Raw genomic sequence first — 19,868 nt, forward strand, 5'->3', positions numbered from 1 at the left:
AAAGCTAACCCCAAATTATGGTTAGCTTAATTATATGATTGAACTTGTATCGGTTTCAACCACAGAAAGCATTAAGAAGCTTTTTGGTGAATTTTGCTACTAAGAATGATGTTAAAAATGTGGGAATAAGCCCTGTTAGAATTTGTGCAGATGCTTGTGTTACGTAAGGTTCTACACTAGGATAGCTTTGAGCGATTAAAGTGGGAAATGAAGCAGAACTTTCTAGCTTAGCATTGAAGGACATGCCCATTACACCATCATTTTTAAGTAAATACTTGTCTACTAAAAATAGTGGTGAGCTTACTAAATAGAAGAATACAACTCATCACACCGATTAATCCAGAATGCAAACTATCGACAATGTTCATAGCCTGACCGATTCCTCATCCTAATAAAGGCAGGAATAATCCGATAGCTGGCGAAAAAAGTTTTACTGCCTTTTTATCGATATTTCCAATAATAATTCCTACTACTAGGGGAATAAGAGTTGATAGCAAAGGCATCTAATTAAAGCCAGAGCTATCAGCTTTTCCAAGCGAATAGACGATTAATGGTAAAGTTGGTATTCTAAAAAAGACTATAAAGTTAAAGCCAATCTTATTTTCTTCTTGGGCATAATCAGTAACTAAGGATAAGAAGATGGCTAGATTGGCTGAACATACTGCAAGAATAAGCGCTAAAAGACTAATACCTAAGAAACCTTCATCTCCAAATACCTTTAATATCAACCCCCCCAATAATGATTGATAATTAGCTTTAACAAGAGAAAGGCCCCCTTCTCGTTGAATAACTTTCATCAAACTTTTTGTATTAATCATCGTTCCCAAACAAAAAGTGATGGCAGCCAAAATAAAAGCAATTGAGTTTTTACTTAGTATAGCCTCAGTCATTCTAACAATATAGGACAAATCAGGCCAGAAAGTGTGAAAATACAGAAGAAATTAGTAAGGGAAGGAGGAAAGTTCCAGCAGGTATTTTTTATCCACTGTAATAGATGGGACTCCTTTTTAACCTACAAACTCATCAACGACTGCAGCCATTGATATTGCCGAAATTTTTAATGATTTTTCATCGATTTCAAACTTTGGATGATGATGAGGGTAACTATTTTCTGGATCTTCATTGGCACCAATATAGAAGAAACAACCAGGAACTTCTTTAAGATAATAAGAGAAATCTTCCGAAGGAGAAATAGGTCCACTATCTTCAACAGCCTTAATATCAGAGATATTTAGACTTTCAAGTGCTGATGTAACCCTCTTAGTAACTGCAGGATCATTATATAATACAGGATAGTCTGGCTTATACTCTAATTCTGTTTCTACTTGGAAACTTTCTTCTAAACCTTTGGCTAATTGTGTTACCATATCTTGAATAGTCTTAGCGGTTTCTTCCGACATTGAGCGAACATCACCTTCTAGAACTACCTTATCTCGAATAATATTAAATTGACCTTTACCATCGAATGAACCAATTGATAAAACGCCCATATCAAATGGATTTACTCGACGACTAACTACCGTTTGAGCATTCATGACGAAAGACGAAGCAGCTACAATTGCATCGTTTGCATCATGTGGAGCCGAACCATGTCCACTTTTACCCTTAATGGTTAATTTAAAATAAGCTCGGGCAGTTTGGGTATTTCCTTCATGCGTATAAACGGTTCCGAGTTTAAACTGACTCATCACATGAGCACCAAAAATGTAGTCTACATTTTCTAAGGCTCCAGCTTTAATCATTGCTTTAGCTCCTCCTGGTGGAACTTCTTCAGCTGGTTGATGAAGGATTTTAATTGTACCTTTAATTTGGTCTTTTAATTCAATTAGAGACTCGGCTAAAATCAGCATATAAGCGGTATGGCCGTCATGACCACAAGCGTGCATTACCCCATTATTTTTTGATTTAAATGGCAAATCTACCTCTTCCGTAATAGGTAATGCATCAAAATCTGCCCTTAAAGCGATTGTAGGTCCCTCTTGCCCCCCTTTAATTGTAATAACATGGCCATATTGTCCTCCTAAGTCCGTTTCGATATGATCTATATCAAGGTCTTTATAGAAGTTTTTAATATATTTAGAAGTTTCTTTTTCTTGAAAGGATAACTCTGGATGTTGATGTAAATAACGGCGGATTTCAATTATGCGTTCTTCTTTATTTTCGATTTTAGAAATTAATTGCTCTAATAGTGTCATAGCAAACGCCTCCTCTACTCCATCATATCTACTTTAATTAAAAAGTAAAGACATACACATAGGGTGATATATAATTAAGACAAAAAAATTCTCATCAAATTCTTACAGCTTTTTTCTTAGAATTAGGTATAATGAAAGGACAGTTTAAAGTGAGGTGTCCTATGAATAATCAAGATTTTTATCGTAAAATGTTAGCCATTGCGATTCCGATTTCTTTGCAAAGTTTAATCGTTTCGTTTCTAAATACTTTAGATACCATGATGATCTCATCACTGGGACCGGAATCAATCGCAGGAGTCGGCTTGGCCAATCAAGTCTTCTTTTTTTTCACTATGATTTGTTTTGGTACAGCCACGGGAGCTTCAGTAATGATTGCTCAATACCATGGTCGAGGTGATCTTGCTAAATTACAAAAGGTTAATGCTTTTTCGTGCTTAATTACCTTTGTAGTAGCTTGTCTTTTCACTTTGTTGGCATGGCTAATACCAGAAAGAATATTAGGCTTAATGATTGATGATCCTGCTGTCATTGCAGAAGGGTCTAAATATTTAAGGGTTGTTGCTTGGTCGTATGCCTTAACTGGCGTCAGCTTCGTGAACAGTGTGGCTCTTCGCTCAACTGGAAACCCTCGTTCGCCATTAACAGCCGCTATAGTTGGTTTTGTTTTCAATGCTTTTTTCAATTATGCCTTTATTTTTGGTAAGTTTGGCTTCCCAGAATTAGGGGTAGTGGGAGCAGCAGTGGGAACAATCATTGCTCGATTAATGGAATTATTGGTTATCTTTTACACAGTCAGTCGCTATGATTGTCCGCTTAATGGTTCGATTAAAGAGATGTTTAATTTTAAGGGAGATTTTATTCAAAACTTTTTGCGCATCACCTTTCCTGTCATTGTTAATGAAACCTTTTGGGGACTCGGTCAAGTATTATATAGTGTGGCTTACGCCATGGTTGGTACTAAAGAAACAGCTGCCATTCAAGTTGTTTTTGCCATCCAGAACTTAGCCTTTGTTTTAATACGTGGTCTATCCAATGCTTGTACGATTATGTTAGGAAATACGATTGGGCGCGGCGTTATGGATGTTGTTTATCCTCATGCCATCCGTTTTCTTAAAATGGGCGGAGTCATTGCCTTATTTGTAGGCCTTTTCTTATCCGTTACCCCTTCAATTAGTTTACAGTTGTTTCCCAATTTAACACCAGAAGTCTATGAACTTTGTAAGACTTTACTAAATTATATGGGCTTTATCTTCATTTTAAAAGCTATTAACTCCATTCTGATTGTAGGTGTTCTAAGAGGTGGAGGCGATACGAAGTATTCCCTTTTCTTAGAAATGGGATCTGTATGGTTAGTAGGCGTTCCCTTAGCTTTTCTAGGAGCGGCTGTGCTTAACTTTTCTATTCAATGGGTTGTAATGTTAGCGGCCACGGAAGAAATTACCAAATTAGTGATTGGCCTATTTAGAGTAAAATCTAAAAAATGGATTCATCAAATCTCATAAAATAAAGACTGCCGCTCATAAACGGCAGTCTTTTATAATTAATGGAGTTCTTCTAATATTTCTTGCATTCCAGCTCTAGGAGTTAGTGTTGAATGAAGTGAAGCAAAAACCTCGTATCGACCAGTCGATCAAGCCAGATCGGTCAAAATATCTTTTGTAATATACGAATCCTTGACTTATTTTTAAGGCGAAGTCCGGTTCGATGAACGTAGCACGTCCAATAGCCACTAAATCCGTATAATTCAAGGCTCTTTGAGCAGCGTTAGCATCCAATACGCCTCCTAATAAAACAATTTGTTGGATAGTTAAGGGCACAGTTTCATGATCTAGGAAATCTAAATCCACAGCTGACGGACCATATACTGTTAAACCTTCGCTGGCTCTTTGATGAGCTTGGTAACCGGAATGGTGGATTTGTATAATCACTTTGTTGCCTTTAGACTTTACTTTTTAGCTAGTTCTTTTAAACCAGCTAAATAGGCATCAGCAAAGCGGCTAATTGCACCCTTCTTTGGTAATCCTCCAAGGTTTCTTGGCTGGCCCCCCTTTTTAACCCCCCCAAAAAGACATCATAGGGGTTGAACAATCCGGTTAGCTAATTGTGCACCGTGTCTTAAGCGAATAGAATCTGTGAATTTCTTCATCTTTTTCCTTCTAAATATTTATCGTAAATATAAAGTATTAAAACTAGTTTAAACTATTAATTAAAAACTTCTACCTACTGAGACTTCAATAAGTAGAAGTTTGGATTGAGTGTCATCTGGGCTTAATTACCTTTTAATGAACCCGAAACAAAAACGGCATCACAAGTAATATCAATCCCCAAGTTTTGTAATTGGTTTTTAGTATCTTGTGATAGGATGATGCTAGAATGCGCTTGAGCACCACTTAATTTAGATAAGGCTTGATAGGCTGCTTGAGCCGTTGGGTTTGTCACTGCTGAAATTGCTAGAGCAATTAGTAATTCATTTAAAGTTAAAATGGGATGCTTACTTTGCAACTTGTTAGCTTTAAGATTTTGAATGGTTTGTAAAATCATGGGAGCTAAGAGGTCGATTTGGTCTGAGATACCTGCCAAGGTCTTTAGAGCATTCATAATCGCTGCCCCCGGTGCATCCATTAATTCGGTTCGTCTGCCAGTAATCATTTGTCCATCGCTTAATTGAATAGCAATGACTGCCGGAATCTCTTCCTGCGAAAAACGTTCCTTAACCGATTGAGCATAAGCTTGAGCCTTAACCACTGGAAGACGATCTTCAGCTGTTAACCCACTTTCTTCCATTAACAAGTGCATTTTCGAACGAACCTCTTCATCCACAATGCCGACTTTATAATCTTGTTCTACTTGGAAATAGCGGCGAATAATTTCTTGCTGGGCCGCTTCTTTAACAACTTCTTCATCGGTAATTCCCGATTTAATCCGATTAACTCCCATATCCGTTGGGGATTGGTAGATTAAATTGGGTGAACTCGTATTAGCTAAAATCCGACGAATAACTGGGAACATCTGCATGTCGCGATTATAATTGACCGCCATTTCGTTATATGCATCTAAATGATAAGAATCAAGAACATTAATATCATTTAAATCAACTGTTGCGGCCTCATAAGCCACATTAATTGGATGTTTTAGTGGTAAGTTCCAAACTGGGAAAGTTTCAAACTTAGCATATGAAGCCTTAATTCCCTTTTGATGTTCATGATAAAGTTGGTTCAAGCAAGTTGCTAGCTTGCCCGATCCAGCCCCTGGACCAGTTACAATAATCAAAGGTTGACTAGTTTCAATGTATGGATTTTTAGCAAAACCATTTTCCGAAAAGACAACTTCCAGATCAGTTGGATAGCCATTAATACTCTCATGTAGGTAAACTTTAACTCCTCTGTTTTCAATGTTTTTCTTGAAGACAGTGGCATTTTTTTGTCCTTTATATCTAGTTAATAGAACACTGTTTACTTGAATGTCTAACGCTTGGTATTCATCAATTAGCCGCAACACTTCTTGGTCATAAGTAATACCATAATCGCCCCGCATTTTATGATGTTCAATATCTTCGGCATAGATACAGATAATAATCTCAGCACGATCTTTAAGCTTGGTTAAGAGCGTTAATTTGACGTCCTCGTCATAACCTGGTAGTACCCGCTTAGCATGCTTATCACCGATTAATTTACCGCCAAATTCTAAATAGAGTTTATCAATATTCTCAAGTCGCTCAAAGATATATTTCGATTGTTCTTTGAGATATTTATCGTTATCGAAACCTAATTTTTGCATCCTCCCAACCCCTTTCATCACATACGAATTATTTTATCAAAATTTTTGGTGGGACTAAAGATTTTCTTTATTAAATGAGTTAATAAAGACTTTTTTTCTTTTTAACGTTCAGTTTTGCATGAAAAAGTCTGCTAATTACTGAATCCATTGTATTCTTTTACTTTAATTCAAAGTGGTTAAAGTCTTCTGCTGTTAAGTTCTTAACGAATGCTAGGCTCAGGTCCACAGTATTTTCGAAGTCTTTATAAGAGCAGAAGCAATAATTAGTATGCGCATAACGCGTCGGAGTACCTAAAGTAGCTACAGGAACTCCTTTGTTAGAAAGGTGAATAGACCCAGCATTGGTTGAACCACCTTCTCTTACCGCATGTTGTAAGGGAATATTTTTTTCAGTAGCTAGTTGCTGAATGCGATTGAGTAACCATTCGTTGGCAATATAAGAGTTATCCCGGTAACGTAATTGAGGTCCCATTCCTAAGCGAGCTTGTTCCAAGTATTCATCGGCAGTAAAGTCATCCGAAGGGGTCCCTTCAAAAACTAAGGCCATTTGGGGATTCACACGTTTACTAGTAATGACTGCTCCACGCATTCCCACTTCTTCTTGGGCAGCAAAGGCAGCGACAAGATTAAAAGGTAGATCTTTAAGATGATCTTTCATCTCATTCATTATAGCCACCGAAACGGCCACACCGATTCGATTATCAAATCCCTTGCCAAACATTACTTGATTGCGCTCATTAAAAGCAAATTTTGTAGCAGGCACAATCGGTTGCCCGATTGTAATTTTAAAATCTTCAATCACTTCTTGACGACTACTTGCCCCAACATCAATTTTTAAATCAAATAAGGTTATCTTTTTGGCTCTTTCTTCTGCAGTCATAAAATGAATTGGTTTAGAAGTTGAAATACCTGGGTGGTAATGGCCTTGACTATCACGGACTAAATAATGTTGGGCCGAAACGTGTTCTGCTAGCCAACCACCTAGAGGCTGTAAGTGGATTAAACCGCTCTTATCAATTGCTTTAACCATAAAGGCTACTTCATCAGTGTGGGAGTCTAACATCAAGGTGGGTTTTAAAGGGTCTAGTTGATCAAGGTTATAATAAGCATTCTTAAGGTTGTCGATTTGTAGACTATAAGCTCCCTTATACTTATTAAGGACCTCTAAGACTTCATCTTCAAAGCCAGGCGCCCCTTTAGCGTTTACTAAATCACGAATTAGGTGTTGATAGTTCACTTTATTCTCTCCTATTCTAATATTTTGAGTACTTCTTCAATAATCCCATCACCATATTTTTTCTTAGCTGTAATCATGGCTGTTCGTTTAACTTCGTCTAAAGCATTGAAAGCAGCAATACTACGCCCTGCTTCTTTTAATAAGTCAATATCATTGTGGTTATCACCAGCAGCTATAACCTGATCGCTAGTAATTCCTAGATAATCAGCGATCCAATGCAAGGCTCTCCCTTTACTAACATTCGCTGCTACAATATCCATCGCCCAATCTGAATAAGTAAGATAGCGATACTCTGGTTTAAGATTATTAACTAAAGCATGGAGTCGAGACAAAGCTGTTTGTGGATGGTCATCGACGATTAAGAATTTATCCACTTCCATGCTAGCCCAATCTTCTGGCTTAATTGGGCGAATGATTTGTTCAGTAAAGTTGTTTTTCAATTCATGTCGAATAAACTCAGTATCCTCTAAAGCAAACTCTTCCCCATTCACAACATAAACAACCGTTAGTCCCATGCTTAAAGCCACTTCGATTAAAGGACGTAAAGGTCCAATAGGAAAGCTAAAGGACTGAATTACTTGTCCTTCTAGCATAATATTAGCGCCATTAGAGGTCGCATAAGGAAGCTTTAAATCTAATTCATCAATAATGGGTTGCACAGCCTTAGCTGAGCGACCAGTTGCTAATGTGAAAGCGACATCTTTTTCAGCCAAAGTGGCTCTAAATTGTTCAAAATTGGGACTCCACTTCTTATTATGATCCAAAAGTGTATCATCTAAATCGGATAGAAATAATTTAAACATAGTTTCTCCTTACTTACATAATTTGTTATCATTACCTGATTTAGTATACCCCAAATATTATATAAAATAAATTATAAGCAAAAAGCCAAGTTCACTTAATTTGAAGTGAACTTGGCGAATTCATAGTATTAATTGGCTTTAATTGCTTGCTGAAGCATATGTTCAGGCAAACGTTTGACCACACTGTTAACCATTAAAGGAAGTAATAAAGCGTCATCCATAAAGCCTAAAGGACCTAAAAAATCGGGCAGCAAATCGGTTGGTAGTAAGACATATAAAAAAGTTGCAAAAATTAGAACTCTAGCTAAGATGGGTGTTTCTCTCTTGAATAAGGATGTTATAAAGAGTGGAAACTTTTCGACTAAAGTTAATTTAATCGGTTTCTTTTTCATTTAATCACTTCTTTCGGTTGACTACGACTCTACAATTACATTCTAAATGATTGTTGTTATACTTTAATCCAACTAGAGTCTGACTTTATTTAAAAAGTTCAGCCAGTAGTTTATAAGAATGTAGACGTGCTCTTTGATCAGGTATGGGCATATAAGCCATTAATTCATCGATGCCTAAGCGATCAATTTCTTCATGTAGAATCTCTCCAACTTGTTCTGGTGTACCTTTTAGGATAAATCTTCTTTGATATTTTTCGTCTAGCATAGCTTGTTCTTCTAAACTTAAATCGATGGCTTGAGCACGTTCAGAAGACATTAACGCTAAATTATTTTTACGAATATGAGTAATTTCGGAAGGTCTTGCCCAATAATCTGCTTCTTCTTTTGAATCAGCTAAAATAATTTTATAAGAAACCATCACTTTGGGTTCTTGGAAAAATTCACTGGGTTGAAAATGATCGCGATAAGCTTTAAATACAGAAGTTTCCGTTTCTACTCCAAAGAATTTTGCAAAAGAATATCCCAATCCCATTTGACCGGCTTTGATAGCGGATTGTCCAGATGACCCTAACATCCAAGGTTGAGCAATAGTCCGGGTTTTAACTGGAATGGCTTGAGTCAGGCCGTAAAATCCTTTGGGAATAGTATCTGTCATATAATCTAATATGACTTGAGCTTTGTCATATAAATGGTCAAAATCAATCGAATTTCCTTGAGAAAGAGCCATCATACCATTGTAATCCGTTCCTGGCGCCCTTCCAATACCAAAATCAATCCGATCGGGTGCTAATAAAGTTAGAGTCTTAAAAGTTTCAGCAACTTTTAAGGGGGAATAGTTTACAATCATTGTTCCACCTGTCCCAAGGCGAATTTGTTTGGTAACTGCTGCTAAATAGGCCAATAAAATTTCTGGAGCAGAACTAGCCAGGTTAGACCTACCATGATGCTCTGAAGCCCAGTAGCGATCATACCCCATAGCTTCCAATTCTTTAACCATTTCAATGGTCTTTTCATATCTGGTTTGAGTGGACTCTCCTTCATTTAAAGGTAATAAATCATGAATTCCTAATTTCATTTTAATCTCCTTCTTAAGTATTGAGTTAATGGTTTTTATCTGACGGACTGGGTAAGAGATAATTAATGGCAAGGGCCACAAGGACTCCCATGACCGTTGAAAACAAACGAATCAGCGTATAGCTTAATTGATTATTTACAGGTATATTAAAAAAAATTACTAGCATAGTGGCACAGCCGGTTATAATTCCTTTTTGTAAGTGAATACGATTAGCGACAGAAATGTATAAGATAATGGCTATTGGAGCGAGTATAATCAATATTTCATCTTGGCTAGATGTAATCGGAAAGAGGAAAATAAATAATAAAGCCACCACACCTGATAAAAGAACACCCATAATTCTTGCCTTGCCAAAGGTATAACTACTTTCCAAGTCCTGTCTGAGTGAAAAAATAGCCGCCAGACAAGAAAGGGTTGGACTGATTTTAAGGACGTAAAAGGAAAAAAGAATGCAAAGAAAGACAGCGACTGCTGTTTTAAAAGTACGCATACCGACCGGCGATTTTGAAAAATCCAATTTAACACCCTCTTTAAATAGATAGAATTATTATAGCACGGCTTCTCTAGATAATCATTATATCGCATATTTTCCCTAAAAAGGGATGAAGCTAAAAAAGTCCGCTAAGAATAGCGAACTTTTTAATCGTTATTTAAATAGATCCAAAATCCCACCCAGGATACCTTCCTCGCCATTAGTTTGTTCTTTATAATCAGGATGCAGCTTGATCACCTATAGGGTATTACCTGCGCTAGTTGGAACCTCTCCACGCTCTTTTAAAGAAGAATTAACTCTTTCATAAGTCTGACTGACTTCTTTTTGAGGGCCCTCTTTATCTAGTTTTTTAGCCATTTTACGATCGACCATCTATTTTAATAGCAAGGGTGCTACTACAATCAAAGTTCGCTTAACAGCATTCACAGACAATTCTAAAGTGTTGGCGATACAATCAAAAATAGTTGGCTTATCTTCAAAGACATGAGCTAGAATTTTATCTCTATCTTGAGGATCAACATTTTCGCTTAATTGGTCGACGGATGGATAGTCATTAATGTCTTCATGCTTGCTTAAAGCATTATTAATGGATTCTAAGCCTTCAAGTGTTTGAGTCTTTTTATTAATTGCTGTCAAGATAATTGGTAAACCAATAGTAGCAATTTTACCCAAGACTCCTAAATTTAAGCCTGCTTTATTAGCAAGATTTTTCTTATTTGTGCCTTTGAACCTTGTAATAATCTATCTAATAGATTCAATACATCAAGTAAGCCCATCATCAACTCTTTAAAGTTTTATTATTTAAGGATAATGTAAAAATTAAGAAAGAACTACTAAAACGCTGACTGAGGCTTTAGCAACTTAACTATTTTTCTTTTAAGGACTGTAAACGGTACATATCGTAATAGATTCCTTGATGAGCAATTAGTTCATCATGTTTGCCAACTTCAATAATATTTCCTTTATTCAAAACATAGATTTGATCAGCTTTTTTAATGGTTGATAAACGGTGGGCAATCACTATTAAAGTAGCTTGTTGTCTAATTTTATCTAAACTTGTCTGAATATATTGCTCACTTTCAGTATCCATGGAGGCCGTTGCCTCGTCAAGAATTAAGATTTTAGGTTGGCGAATCACCGAGCGCGAAATATTGATTAATTGTTTTTGACCAGCTGATAGGGAAGCTCCTCCCTCGGTTACTAAATGGTCGTAACCATCAGGGAAAGCTTCAATAAAGTGATCAGCTCCGGTGAATTTTGCAGCTGCAATTACTTCTTCATCCGAATAGCCTCCATGCAAACGAATATTATCCTTGATACTACCATAGAACATAAAAGCGTCTTGTTGTACTAAGGAGACTTGGTCTTTTAGGGTCTCTATGTCATAGTCTTTGATAGAGACTCCGTCAAAATTAATTTCTCCTTGATCAAAGTTATAAAACCGCATTAAGAGATTGATGATGGTCGATTTACCAGATCCAGTGTGGCCGACCAAAGCAATCATCTGACCTTGATGGGCTTGAATATTTATATCTTTAAGCACCAGTTGCTCTTGGTCATATGAAAAGCTTAAATCTTTAGTTGAAACTTCGCCATCCAATTGTCTTTGAATTTTCTTATTAGTTTGGCTGGGGTTAATATCTGAGTTTGATAACAGCTTACGCCCTCTGGAAGCAGATACCAGGCCATCTTGATAAACAGAAAGACTATCCAACATATTACCAATTGGATTAAAGAATGACTTGGAGTAAGAGGTGAAAGCATAAATTATACCGATATCTAAGTTGTTTCCTTTTAATAGTTGATTACCAAAAATCCAAATTACTAATACTAGAACAATTTGTTCAATCAAATTAACCGCTGGCATTAAAAAGATCGCATTCATTTTGAACATATTCGTTCTTGCTTTAACATATTCTTGGTTAACTTGGTCAAACTCATCTTTCATACGCTCTGTCTGATTAAACTGCTGAATTAACCACATTCCCATAGTCGATTCGGCCAATTTAGCATTCACTCGTGCCAGAGCAGACCGCATCTTGCGGTATACGACTGTCGATATTTTTTGATAAATATAAATTAGAATAAACACTAAAGGTAGAAAGGCAATAAACATCCAAGAAATACCAGCGTGTAAACTAAACATAGCTGTTCCAACGGTTACAGCATTAATGAAGCCATCAAAAAAAGTTAAGAAAACATTCCAGAACTCTTTAATTGTTTCAGTGTCATTTGTAATGCGCGAAACAACTTCGCCGTTAGGAGTTTGGTTGAAATAGTTCATACTTAACCGGCCTAGTTTTGAATACAGACGGTTACGCATACTTGCCACAGTGTATTCGCTCGCCATAAAGAAGTAAAAATCTTTGGCATAAATCAAGATCATTCTTATAATCAAGAGGCCCAAATAAGTTAAAGCCACTTTGATGGTGATATTAAAACTTGTCACTTGACCAGCTGAAATACTGTCTAAATAACGTTTAATAATAATCGGCAAATAGGCAGCAATAGATGAGGAAGCAATCATTGCAATGACAGAAATAAGAAACCGCCACCACTGATTGGAAGCGAAAGAGAAGAGATAACGTAAGATATCGATTTGTTCAAGAATTGAAAATTTAGTTTGTCTAGTTTTCTTATTCTTCTTCACCGACTTCACCTCCTAATTTCTCTTCTAATTGTTGTTGGGTAAACATATTGGCATACCAACCATTCAAGGCAACTAGCTCTTGATGGTTTCCTCTTTCAGTTATTTTCCCTTGGTCTAGCACAATAATCTCATCGGCATGCATAACAGAAGATAGGCGATGAGTCGCAATAATCGAAATGCCATTATCTCTTTCATCTTTTAACTTACTTAAAATAGCTTGTTCAGTTCTAGCATCCACTGCTGATAGGGCATCATCCATTAATAAAATTCGAGGCTGCATAGCCAGCGTTCTTGCAATTGAAATCCTTTGTTTTTGACCGCCAGAAAGTGATACCCCTCTCTCACCTACTTCCGTCTCATAGCCATCAGTAAAATCAAGAATATCTTGGTGAATATCAGCTATTTGAGTGTAATGTTCCACTTGATCTTGTGACATATCTGGCCGGCCAAAACGAACATTCTCTCTAACAGAAGTTGAAAACAGCAGGTTTGTTTGCGGAATATAGCCTACATGGTCTCTTAAGTAAGTTAAATCAATCTTAGTTAAATCTTGATCGTCAAATAAAATCTGACCTTGATCTAAATCATAGAGACGAACTAAACAGTTTAAAAGGGTCGTTTTGCCTGAACCAGTTTTACCGACAATTCCTAATGTTTGTCCTTCGCTTAGTTCAAAAGTAACATCTTGTAAATTAATTTCTTCACTAGTAGGATAGGTAAATTGTTTGATATCAACCTTTAGGTTTTTAAATGGAAGTTTCTTAATGCCATCTTTTGGATTAGTAACACTCGCCTTTTGAGCTAGGAGTTCTGTTACCCGGTCATAGGATGCATTCCCTCTTTCCATGGTATTGACTAAACGACCCACTGCTAAAAGTGGCCATGTCATATTACCTAAATAAGAAAAATAAGCAATCAATTGACCAATCGAGATTCTCCCCTCACTGACAAAGTATGAGCCAAAGATAATTGTTAAAACATAAGTTAATCCTGTAATTAAGTTAATGATAGGAGAATAGGCTGAATTGACTAAGTGGACCTTACGATTTTGAGCAATTACATTATCAGTTGCTTTTACAAAGTCTAAGTGGTCTTCTTTTTCTTCGCCAAAGGCTTTAATGACTGTCATTCCAGCTACACTTTCTTGCACATGATCATTCATTTTAGAAAAAGCTCTTAGGGACTCTCTAAAGTATTTATTAATCCACTTACCTAAGTATCTTGAAACAAAAATAAGCAAAGGGAAAGGAACAATTGTATAGAGTGTTAACTTCCAATCAATAATAATTACCATGGAAAAAAGTGTGACGATTGTGATAGATAAGGCATCAGTTAAGGTTAAAATACCTCCCCCAGCTACAAAGCGTAACGCTCGTAGGTCATTAGTAGCGTGAGCCATCAAGTCACCGGTACGGTATTTTCCGTAAAAGGTTTGATCCATTTTTGTAAAGTGGTCATATAATTTATTACGCATAATCGACTCTAAAATAGTGGAATTAGTAAATAGATTCGATCGCCACATATAACGTAAGCCATACATCATTAGACCGACCAATAAAAGCAATAACATATACTGTAAAAGAGAGGATGAAGTTAGACTACCTTTTGCCATTTGGTCAACTACTTGACCAATTAATAAAGGAATTATTGCAGATAAAACCGCACAAGAAATCAACCCCCCTATTGCCAAGGTATAGGTCTTCCATCTTAATTTAAAAAACCATGCTAATTTGCGAAAAATTGCAAACATTATTTTTCTTCCTCTCTATATTTTTTTCAAGTAACTCTTATTGTAGTATATTTTAATCTCGATTTCATATTAAATGCATAAAACTCTCCCAAAATACCAAAAATGGGAGAGAACCGAGATTAAAAGTAAAAATTATTCATTTAAAGACTCGTTTTGTCTTAAAAGACGAAGACCGTTTAAAATAACTAAAATAGTAGAGCCTTCATGAAAAACTACACCTAAAGGTAAGTCTAAAGTACCTAGAAAGTTAAGGACAATTAATATAAAGATGACACTAATAGCAAAGATAATGTTTTGCTTAATGATTCGATTTAATTTATGACTCAACTGGTAAGAATAAAATAATTTCAATAAATTATTTTTAACAACGATAATTTCAGATGACTCCATCGCGATAGAAGAGCCAGATCCCATGGCAATACCAATATTAGCATGGGCTAAAGCAGGAGCATCATTAATTCCATCGCCAATCATGCCCACTACCTTATCCTTTGCTTGACTTTCTTTAACATATTTTATTTTATCTTTGGGTAAGCATTCAGCCACTACGTCTTCAATCCCTACCTGCTGACCTACTTTTTTAGCAACTTGATGGTTATCCCCAGTAATCAGGACAACTTCTACTCCGGCTTGCTGGAATTTCTTAACCGCTTCAATTGATTCGGAACGAATCTTATCAGCTAATGAGAGATAACCTAATACTTTTTCTTGATTAGCGATAAAGATAGTTGTATGCCCTTCTTCTATTCGATCAATATATTGTGCATAATTTGCTAAGTGTTCAAAAGTAGAAGGCTTTCCAACTTGAATTTCTCCCTTTTTCATCCCTTGTCCTGGTAATTCTTCCACCTTTTCATGGGTATCTACTTCCGACAAGTCTAGATCCTTAAAATGCTTAACAACTGCTAGAGCAATGGGATGGTTGGAACCTTGTTCCATATAAACTACTTCTTTTAAGTAGTCTTCTTCTAGCTCATAATCTACCACATCAAAGACACCTTGAGTTAGAGTACCAGTTTTATCTGAAAATAGAATATCCATGGTATTTAATGATTCCATGGCTGCTCCACCCTTGACCAAAATACCATTTTTAGCTCCATTAGAAATGGCTGATAAAGTGGCTGGAGTAGCCGTAGCAACTAACGCACAGGGACTAGCCACCGTTAGCAAGACCATGCCGCGGTAGAAAGCCTCTTGGAAGGAATAATCCACTAAAAAATATAAGACAACAATGAATAAAGGCACAGCGATTAAAACACCCATAGCATAATGCGATTCAAAGCGATCGATAAAACTCGCTATTTTAGATGGATTGGACTGGGCCTCTTGAACCATCCGAATAATGGAAGAAAAGACTGTATCTTTACTTAGCTTACTTACCTCTAGTCTAAAAGAATTTCCTTCATTGATTGTACCAGCAAAAACTTCTTCGCCTTGATTTTTTTCTACTGGTAAAGATTCTCCGGTTAAAGCAGCTTCATTTATGATTACCGATCGATCTGAGAAACCATCGATTGGTAAGGCATCACCCTTAGCTACCAATACTTGATCACCTATTTCTAAACTATCTGTAGGCACTTCTTTCGTTTCACCATTTGGTAAAATTTTTAAGGCTACATTAGGCACATGCCCCATTAGTTCTTCGATGGCCTTAGTAGATTTATTGGTTGCATATTCTTCTAAAACTTCGGCCCCTGCAAAGATGAATAAAAGCATAGCTCCCTCAGACTCATAATTAATAATAACAGCTCCTAAAGCTGCTAAAACCATGAGGAGGTCTACATTCAATTTTTTTTCAATAAAAGTCTCACTGACAGCTTCTTTAGTGGCAAAAAAGCCTAAAAAGAAAATAGCTAAATAAAAAGCAAACCGACTCAAAAGAGGATTAAATGAAAATAAGAAACCCGCGATCATTAAGATAGTTCCTATGGCAAAAAACTGCCCTTCACGATTCCTAAAGATACTAACCACCACAAAATCTCCTTCTTTCTTTCGTAATTCTCTAACAAAAAAAGCGCACCAAAGACAGTTAATGAAAACTGTCTCACAGGTACGCTAAGGTATCTCTGCTGTCCTCGCAATGAGGACCGGGCTGCATGATTATATCACCGCTTGATCAGAAATATTTAATTGTTAAAGTTTATAAACATATTATACCGTCTATTTATTTTTTGTCAAGGTGTTTTTAAATCTTTTCGAAATGATCGACTAACATGGCTGGAACAAGCTGTTTATTAGAAACTTTTAAACCTTGCATCTTACCATAAACTTTGACATGATCGTCTGTATTTAGCGTTTGGTCCGTCTCGTTAATGAATTTTAAAGCTACAAGATTAACGGGTTCTTCTTGGCTAGTAGATAAAGAACCTAAGGCGATAGCGCCTTCTACTCCTAAATCTTCAGTAAAGAACGATGCGATTTTTCCTTCAAGTTGCACCCATTCATCTTTTAAGCCATTATTATCAATTAGTTCTTGATAGTGAACAAAACGATAAGAAGAATGGTCGAATGATTCACTTGAGGTAAATGCGTTTTGACTATTATTTAGGGGGGGAGTTTTTCCGTCCTCTGCTTCACTTGCTTCATCAGGATTTACTCCTATTTCATCATTATAATGCTGAGCTTTTTGAGCTGCTTGACCTTCACGTAAAGGAACGTTATCTTTGAACGGATCTTCCCCTAAAGCATTGGTTGAAGAATCAATATCAGAATTAATATGAACCGGACCTAAAGGATCGTTCATAGTCTTGTCAGTAACCTGAGGTTTATTATTTGAATCTTTACTTTTACGTGATAAGAAGTAAATGGCTCCTAAAATAATAACCAATCCGAGTATCAATAATAAAGTACTTGTATCTATCATATACATTCTCCTCTGTCATTTTGTTATAACCATTATAACTCATTTACTTGTCTTTAGAAAAATGTTTTGCTTAAAGTTTATTTTGCAAGAACCATCGCTCTATTTAGCCCGTTTAGCGTTATAATAATATTAACTTATTAATAGAAAGGTGACTTATGCCGACTTATATTTACTTTGTCATAGGACTGCTTGGTCTTTGGAATATTGTTGTTTTTTCACTCTATGCTGTTGATAAATATAAAGCCAAACATCAGCTTTGGCGTATTTCAGAAAAAAGCTTATTAATAGCCACCTTTTGTTTAGGGGGCTTAGGTGGTCTACTAGCTATCTATCTTTGCCGTCATAAGAGCCGTAAAGGGATATTTTTAGCAACTGCCCGATTATCCTGCTTAATGATTGTGGCCTTTGTGGGTTATCTGACTGGTCTAAATTTTTAAAAATAATTAATTAAAAAGGATCTAAAAGCTAGATCCTTTTTCTTTTTATTTAGATTGTTTATGCTGAAAAGCTTCCCAGTCTTTTAAGAAGCCAGCAATTCCTTTGTCAGTTAATGGATGAGACCATAATTTAGGGAATAGACTGCCGGGTACCGTTGCAATATCTGCTCCTGCAACAGCTGTGGCTTCAAAATGTCCAATATGACGAATGGAAGCAGCAATAATTTCAGCGTCTAATGCATAGTTATCTAAAACTAAGCGTAAGTCAGCAATCAATTCCATACCATCTTCTCCCATATCATCGATTCGTCCAATAAATGGAGATATATATGTGGCACCTGCCTTAGCCGCTAAAAGGCCTTGAGCCACTGAGAAAATAAGTGTGACGTTAGTCTTAATTCCTTCTTTAGACAATGTATTAACAGCTTTTAAGCCTGCTTCAGTCATCGGAATTTTAACCACGATATTATCTGCCCATTGGGCAACTTGTCTAGCTTCTTTAACCATGCCTTCATAATCTAAGGCAATGACTTCAGCCGAAACAGGTCCATCAACAATTGAACAAATCTCTTTGATAACTGTTTCAAAATCTTTTCCCTCTCTAGAAATTAATGTAGGATTGGTAGTAATGCCATCCACCAAACCTAGGTCGTTGATGCGCTTAATTTCTTCAACATTTGCAGTATCTAAAAAGAATTTCATATAGGGCCTCCTAATTGTATTCGTTTACTTCTTTGAGTATAACAAGCTTAAAGAATTATTTCAATCTTGAAAACTTTATAGTCAACTGCCCAGGCCATTTAACTCAATTGATTGGTATTTGAGAGGGTTTCTTGATCAAAAGCTTGTAGAAAGTCAATCATTAACTGATGACGATTTTTAGCCATTTCCTGCCCAGCTTTAGTATTCATTAAATTTTTGAGCTTTAATAACTTATCATCAAAATGTTGGCGTACGTTTCTTACTTGACGATAAGTTTCTTTGGAGCATACAGCTTGTGCCGAAGTATGAACAGCTTTCGGATCATAAAGACTATGCCCCTTGCTACCTCCGTAGTAGAAAGTTCTAGCAATACCAATCGCACCGATTGCATCTAGGCGATCGGCATCTTGAACAATTTGGCCTTCCAATGTTAAGTGTTGTTTTTCTATTAAATTGGCAGCAAAAGAGAGGTTTTTTATAATACTTAAGACTTGCTCTATTTCTTCCAGAGACATTTGGGCTTCTTTAAGTATATGTCTTACATCTTTTTCCGTAAGGAGGTAATCAACTTTTATTTTTTCATCTAATAAATCATGGGTATAAGCAGCTGCCAAAACAACATCAACATTAATAGGCTCTTGTATATGTTTGATTATTTGCTCACAATTGGCAACCACCCGTTGGATATGTAACCAATCATGCCCACTTTTTTCTTGTCTTAAATAAGTTTTGCTAAAGTCTTTAATCTTGTCCATATCCATCGGCAGGAACTCCTAGCTCTTCTAGTTTAACAATAACCATTTGTATCACTTTTTTTGCATCAGCAGGATTATTTAAGACATCCAATTCATCAATCGATATCTTTAAAACTTGGGAAGCATGATAATGGTTATCTACCCAATCATCATAACCTTGCCATAGACGATAATAATATTCGATTAATTCAGGGTCTTGTTCAAAATCGCGACCTCTTTGATTGATTCTTTTTAAAATGCTTTCAAAAGATCCATGTAAATAAACCATCAGATCGGGTGCTTTTTTGGGTAAATCTTCTAATTCTTCCATCATATTGTCTAATAATTTCTCATAAATAATAAATTCTTCGTCCGAAATTTTACCCGCTTGATGGTTGACCTTGGCAAAATACCAATCTTCATAAATGGAACGATCTATTATATTATGTGGGTGATAAAAAGCTTTCTTGATATCACGATAACGACTGGACAAAAAGTCTAATTGTAATAAAAATGGATACCTTTTTCTTTCTTGTTCTTCTTCACTTGCGGTGTAGTATAAGGGTAAAATATGATTATCATCTACATTTTCGTAATACACCTGGCTCTTTAAGGCCTTACCTAAAAAAGTCGCTAAGCTTGTTTTGCCAGCTCCAATCATTCCTCCAATAACTATCATAGCCATGGTTTCCTCCTAAATTAAAAAATAACACAAGATGTAGTGTCGTTTTTTTAATACTAACACAAAATCTTGTGGATG

General features: G+C 36.2%; 18 protein-coding genes and 2 pseudogenes. 2 read left to right on the forward strand and 18 right to left on the reverse strand.

Translation table 11 applies throughout. The features are described from left to right. Positions 1-55 precede the first annotated feature (55 nt). The 3 genes and pseudogenes from ACQV2R_RS01805 to ACQV2R_RS01815 all read right to left on the reverse strand — a co-directional run. Positions 56-304: pseudogene (locus ACQV2R_RS01805) on the reverse strand (2-keto-3-deoxygluconate permease); the annotation flags it as partial. Between the two features lie 79 nt (positions 305-383). Then, a pseudogene (locus ACQV2R_RS01810) lies at positions 384-935 on the reverse strand (2-keto-3-deoxygluconate permease). Between the two features lie 72 nt (positions 936-1,007). Then, positions 1,008-2,195: a M20 family metallopeptidase gene (locus ACQV2R_RS01815; RefSeq protein ID WP_428873363.1), complete on the reverse strand. Its 1,188-nt coding sequence runs from the start codon at positions 2,193-2,195 to the stop codon at positions 1,008-1,010. 161 nt (positions 2,196-2,356) lie between these two features. On the opposite strand from ACQV2R_RS01815, the gene ACQV2R_RS01820 reads away from it, so the two are divergent. Then, positions 2,357-3,697 (forward strand): MATE family efflux transporter, encoded by a 1,341-nt coding sequence (locus tag ACQV2R_RS01820; protein WP_428873364.1) that lies wholly within the window; start codon positions 2,357-2,359, stop codon positions 3,695-3,697. 75 nt (positions 3,698-3,772) lie between these two features. On the opposite strand, the gene ACQV2R_RS01825 is transcribed toward ACQV2R_RS01820, so the two are convergent. From ACQV2R_RS01825 to ACQV2R_RS01880, 12 genes are all read right to left on the reverse strand, one after another. Next, complete coding sequence (locus ACQV2R_RS01825) at positions 3,773-4,123, reverse strand: hypothetical protein (RefSeq protein WP_428891743.1); 351 nt, start codon at positions 4,121-4,123, stop codon at positions 3,773-3,775. Positions 4,124-4,463: 340 nt separating this feature from the next. Beyond that, positions 4,464-5,972, reverse strand: coding sequence for a DUF1846 domain-containing protein (locus ACQV2R_RS01830; RefSeq protein WP_428873366.1), 1,509 nt, complete (start codon positions 5,970-5,972; stop codon positions 4,464-4,466). A gap of 157 nt (positions 5,973-6,129) precedes the next feature. After that, entirely contained in the window at positions 6,130-7,209 is a 1,080-nt protein-coding gene (locus ACQV2R_RS01835; RefSeq protein WP_428873368.1) for a M42 family metallopeptidase, read from the reverse strand. A gap of 11 nt (positions 7,210-7,220) precedes the next feature. After that, on the reverse strand, positions 7,221-8,012 hold the full coding sequence (locus tag ACQV2R_RS01840; protein WP_428885050.1) for a Cof-type HAD-IIB family hydrolase: 792 nt from the start codon (positions 8,010-8,012) through the stop codon (positions 7,221-7,223). A 128-nt stretch (positions 8,013-8,140) separates the two neighbouring features. Next, positions 8,141-8,404, reverse strand: a complete 264-nt coding sequence (locus tag ACQV2R_RS01845; RefSeq protein WP_428873370.1) for a YkvA family protein — start codon at positions 8,402-8,404, stop codon at positions 8,141-8,143. Between the two features lie 85 nt (positions 8,405-8,489). After that, entirely contained in the window at positions 8,490-9,479 is a 990-nt protein-coding gene (locus ACQV2R_RS01850; RefSeq protein WP_428873371.1) for an MsnO8 family LLM class oxidoreductase, read from the reverse strand. Between the two features lie 25 nt (positions 9,480-9,504). After that, a complete protein-coding gene (locus tag ACQV2R_RS01855) occupies positions 9,505-9,996 on the reverse strand; it encodes an FUSC family protein (protein WP_428873373.1) in 492 nt (163 codons plus the stop codon). A gap of 348 nt (positions 9,997-10,344) precedes the next feature. Further along, entirely contained in the window at positions 10,345-10,713 is a 369-nt protein-coding gene (locus ACQV2R_RS01860) for a DUF937 domain-containing protein (protein ID WP_428891769.1), read from the reverse strand. A 124-nt stretch (positions 10,714-10,837) separates the two neighbouring features. Next, positions 10,838-12,622, reverse strand: a complete 1,785-nt coding sequence (locus tag ACQV2R_RS01865; RefSeq protein ID WP_428891744.1) for an ABC transporter ATP-binding protein — start codon at positions 12,620-12,622, stop codon at positions 10,838-10,840. Next, complete coding sequence (locus ACQV2R_RS01870; RefSeq protein WP_428891745.1) at positions 12,609-14,372, reverse strand: ABC transporter ATP-binding protein; 1,764 nt, start codon at positions 14,370-14,372, stop codon at positions 12,609-12,611. The genes ACQV2R_RS01865 and ACQV2R_RS01870 overlap by 14 nt, the downstream gene beginning before the upstream one ends. A gap of 132 nt (positions 14,373-14,504) precedes the next feature. Then, positions 14,505-16,346: a heavy metal translocating P-type ATPase gene (locus ACQV2R_RS01875; protein ID WP_428891746.1), complete on the reverse strand. Its 1,842-nt coding sequence runs from the start codon at positions 16,344-16,346 to the stop codon at positions 14,505-14,507. 211 nt (positions 16,347-16,557) lie between these two features. After that, entirely contained in the window at positions 16,558-17,235 is a 678-nt protein-coding gene (locus ACQV2R_RS01880; RefSeq protein ID WP_428873379.1) for an LPXTG cell wall anchor domain-containing protein, read from the reverse strand. 155 nt (positions 17,236-17,390) lie between these two features. Between ACQV2R_RS01880 and ACQV2R_RS01885 the strand changes: the two genes are divergently transcribed. Then, positions 17,391-17,672 (forward strand): DUF1294 domain-containing protein, encoded by a 282-nt coding sequence (locus ACQV2R_RS01885; protein ID WP_428891747.1) that lies wholly within the window; start codon positions 17,391-17,393, stop codon positions 17,670-17,672. 45 nt (positions 17,673-17,717) lie between these two features. Here ACQV2R_RS01885 and fsa read toward each other — a convergent pair whose 3' ends face one another. The 3 genes from fsa to ACQV2R_RS01900 form a co-directional block, all read right to left on the reverse strand. Then, complete coding sequence (gene fsa, locus ACQV2R_RS01890; protein WP_428875247.1) at positions 17,718-18,374, reverse strand: fructose-6-phosphate aldolase; 657 nt, start codon at positions 18,372-18,374, stop codon at positions 17,718-17,720. Between the two features lie 98 nt (positions 18,375-18,472). Then, on the reverse strand, positions 18,473-19,135 hold the full coding sequence (locus ACQV2R_RS01895) for an HD domain-containing protein (RefSeq protein ID WP_428891748.1): 663 nt from the start codon (positions 19,133-19,135) through the stop codon (positions 18,473-18,475). Beyond that, complete coding sequence (locus ACQV2R_RS01900; RefSeq protein WP_428873385.1) at positions 19,116-19,793, reverse strand: deoxynucleoside kinase; 678 nt, start codon at positions 19,791-19,793, stop codon at positions 19,116-19,118. Before ACQV2R_RS01900 ends, ACQV2R_RS01895 begins: the two co-directional genes overlap by 20 nt. Positions 19,794-19,868 lie beyond the last annotated feature (75 nt).

This window comes from Facklamia sp. P12937, from assembly GCF_050409505.1.
Taxonomy (GTDB): domain Bacteria; phylum Bacillota; class Bacilli; order Lactobacillales; family Aerococcaceae; genus Facklamia.

Bases quoted from the DNA above. Each gene is read 5' to 3' on its own strand.
- ACQV2R_RS01815 (WP_428873363.1), bottom strand. From the start codon at position 2,195: ATGACACTATTAGAGCAATTAATTTCTAAAATCGAAAATAAAGAAGAA.
- ACQV2R_RS01820 (WP_428873364.1), top strand. From the start codon at position 2,357: ATGAATAATCAAGATTTTTATCGTAAAATGTTAGCCATTGCGATTCCG.
- ACQV2R_RS01830 (WP_428873366.1), bottom strand. From the start codon at position 5,972: ATGCAAAAATTAGGTTTCGATAACGATAAATATCTCAAAGAACAATCG.
- ACQV2R_RS01840 (WP_428885050.1), bottom strand. From the start codon at position 8,012: ATGTTTAAATTATTTCTATCCGATTTAGATGATACACTTTTGGATCAT.
- ACQV2R_RS01845 (WP_428873370.1), bottom strand. From the start codon at position 8,404: ATGAAAAAGAAACCGATTAAATTAACTTTAGTCGAAAAGTTTCCACTC.
- ACQV2R_RS01850 (WP_428873371.1), bottom strand. From the start codon at position 9,479: ATGAAATTAGGAATTCATGATTTATTACCTTTAAATGAAGGAGAGTCC.
- ACQV2R_RS01870 (WP_428891745.1), bottom strand. From the start codon at position 14,372: ATGTTTGCAATTTTTCGCAAATTAGCATGGTTTTTTAAATTAAGATGG.
- ACQV2R_RS01880 (WP_428873379.1), bottom strand. From the start codon at position 17,235: ATGATAGATACAAGTACTTTATTATTGATACTCGGATTGGTTATTATT.
- ACQV2R_RS01885 (WP_428891747.1), top strand. From the start codon at position 17,391: ATGCCGACTTATATTTACTTTGTCATAGGACTGCTTGGTCTTTGGAAT.
- fsa (WP_428875247.1), bottom strand. From the start codon at position 18,374: ATGAAATTCTTTTTAGATACTGCAAATGTTGAAGAAATTAAGCGCATC.
- ACQV2R_RS01895 (WP_428891748.1), bottom strand. From the start codon at position 19,135: ATGGATATGGACAAGATTAAAGACTTTAGCAAAACTTATTTAAGACAA.
- ACQV2R_RS01900 (WP_428873385.1), bottom strand. From the start codon at position 19,793: ATGGCTATGATAGTTATTGGAGGAATGATTGGAGCTGGCAAAACAAGC.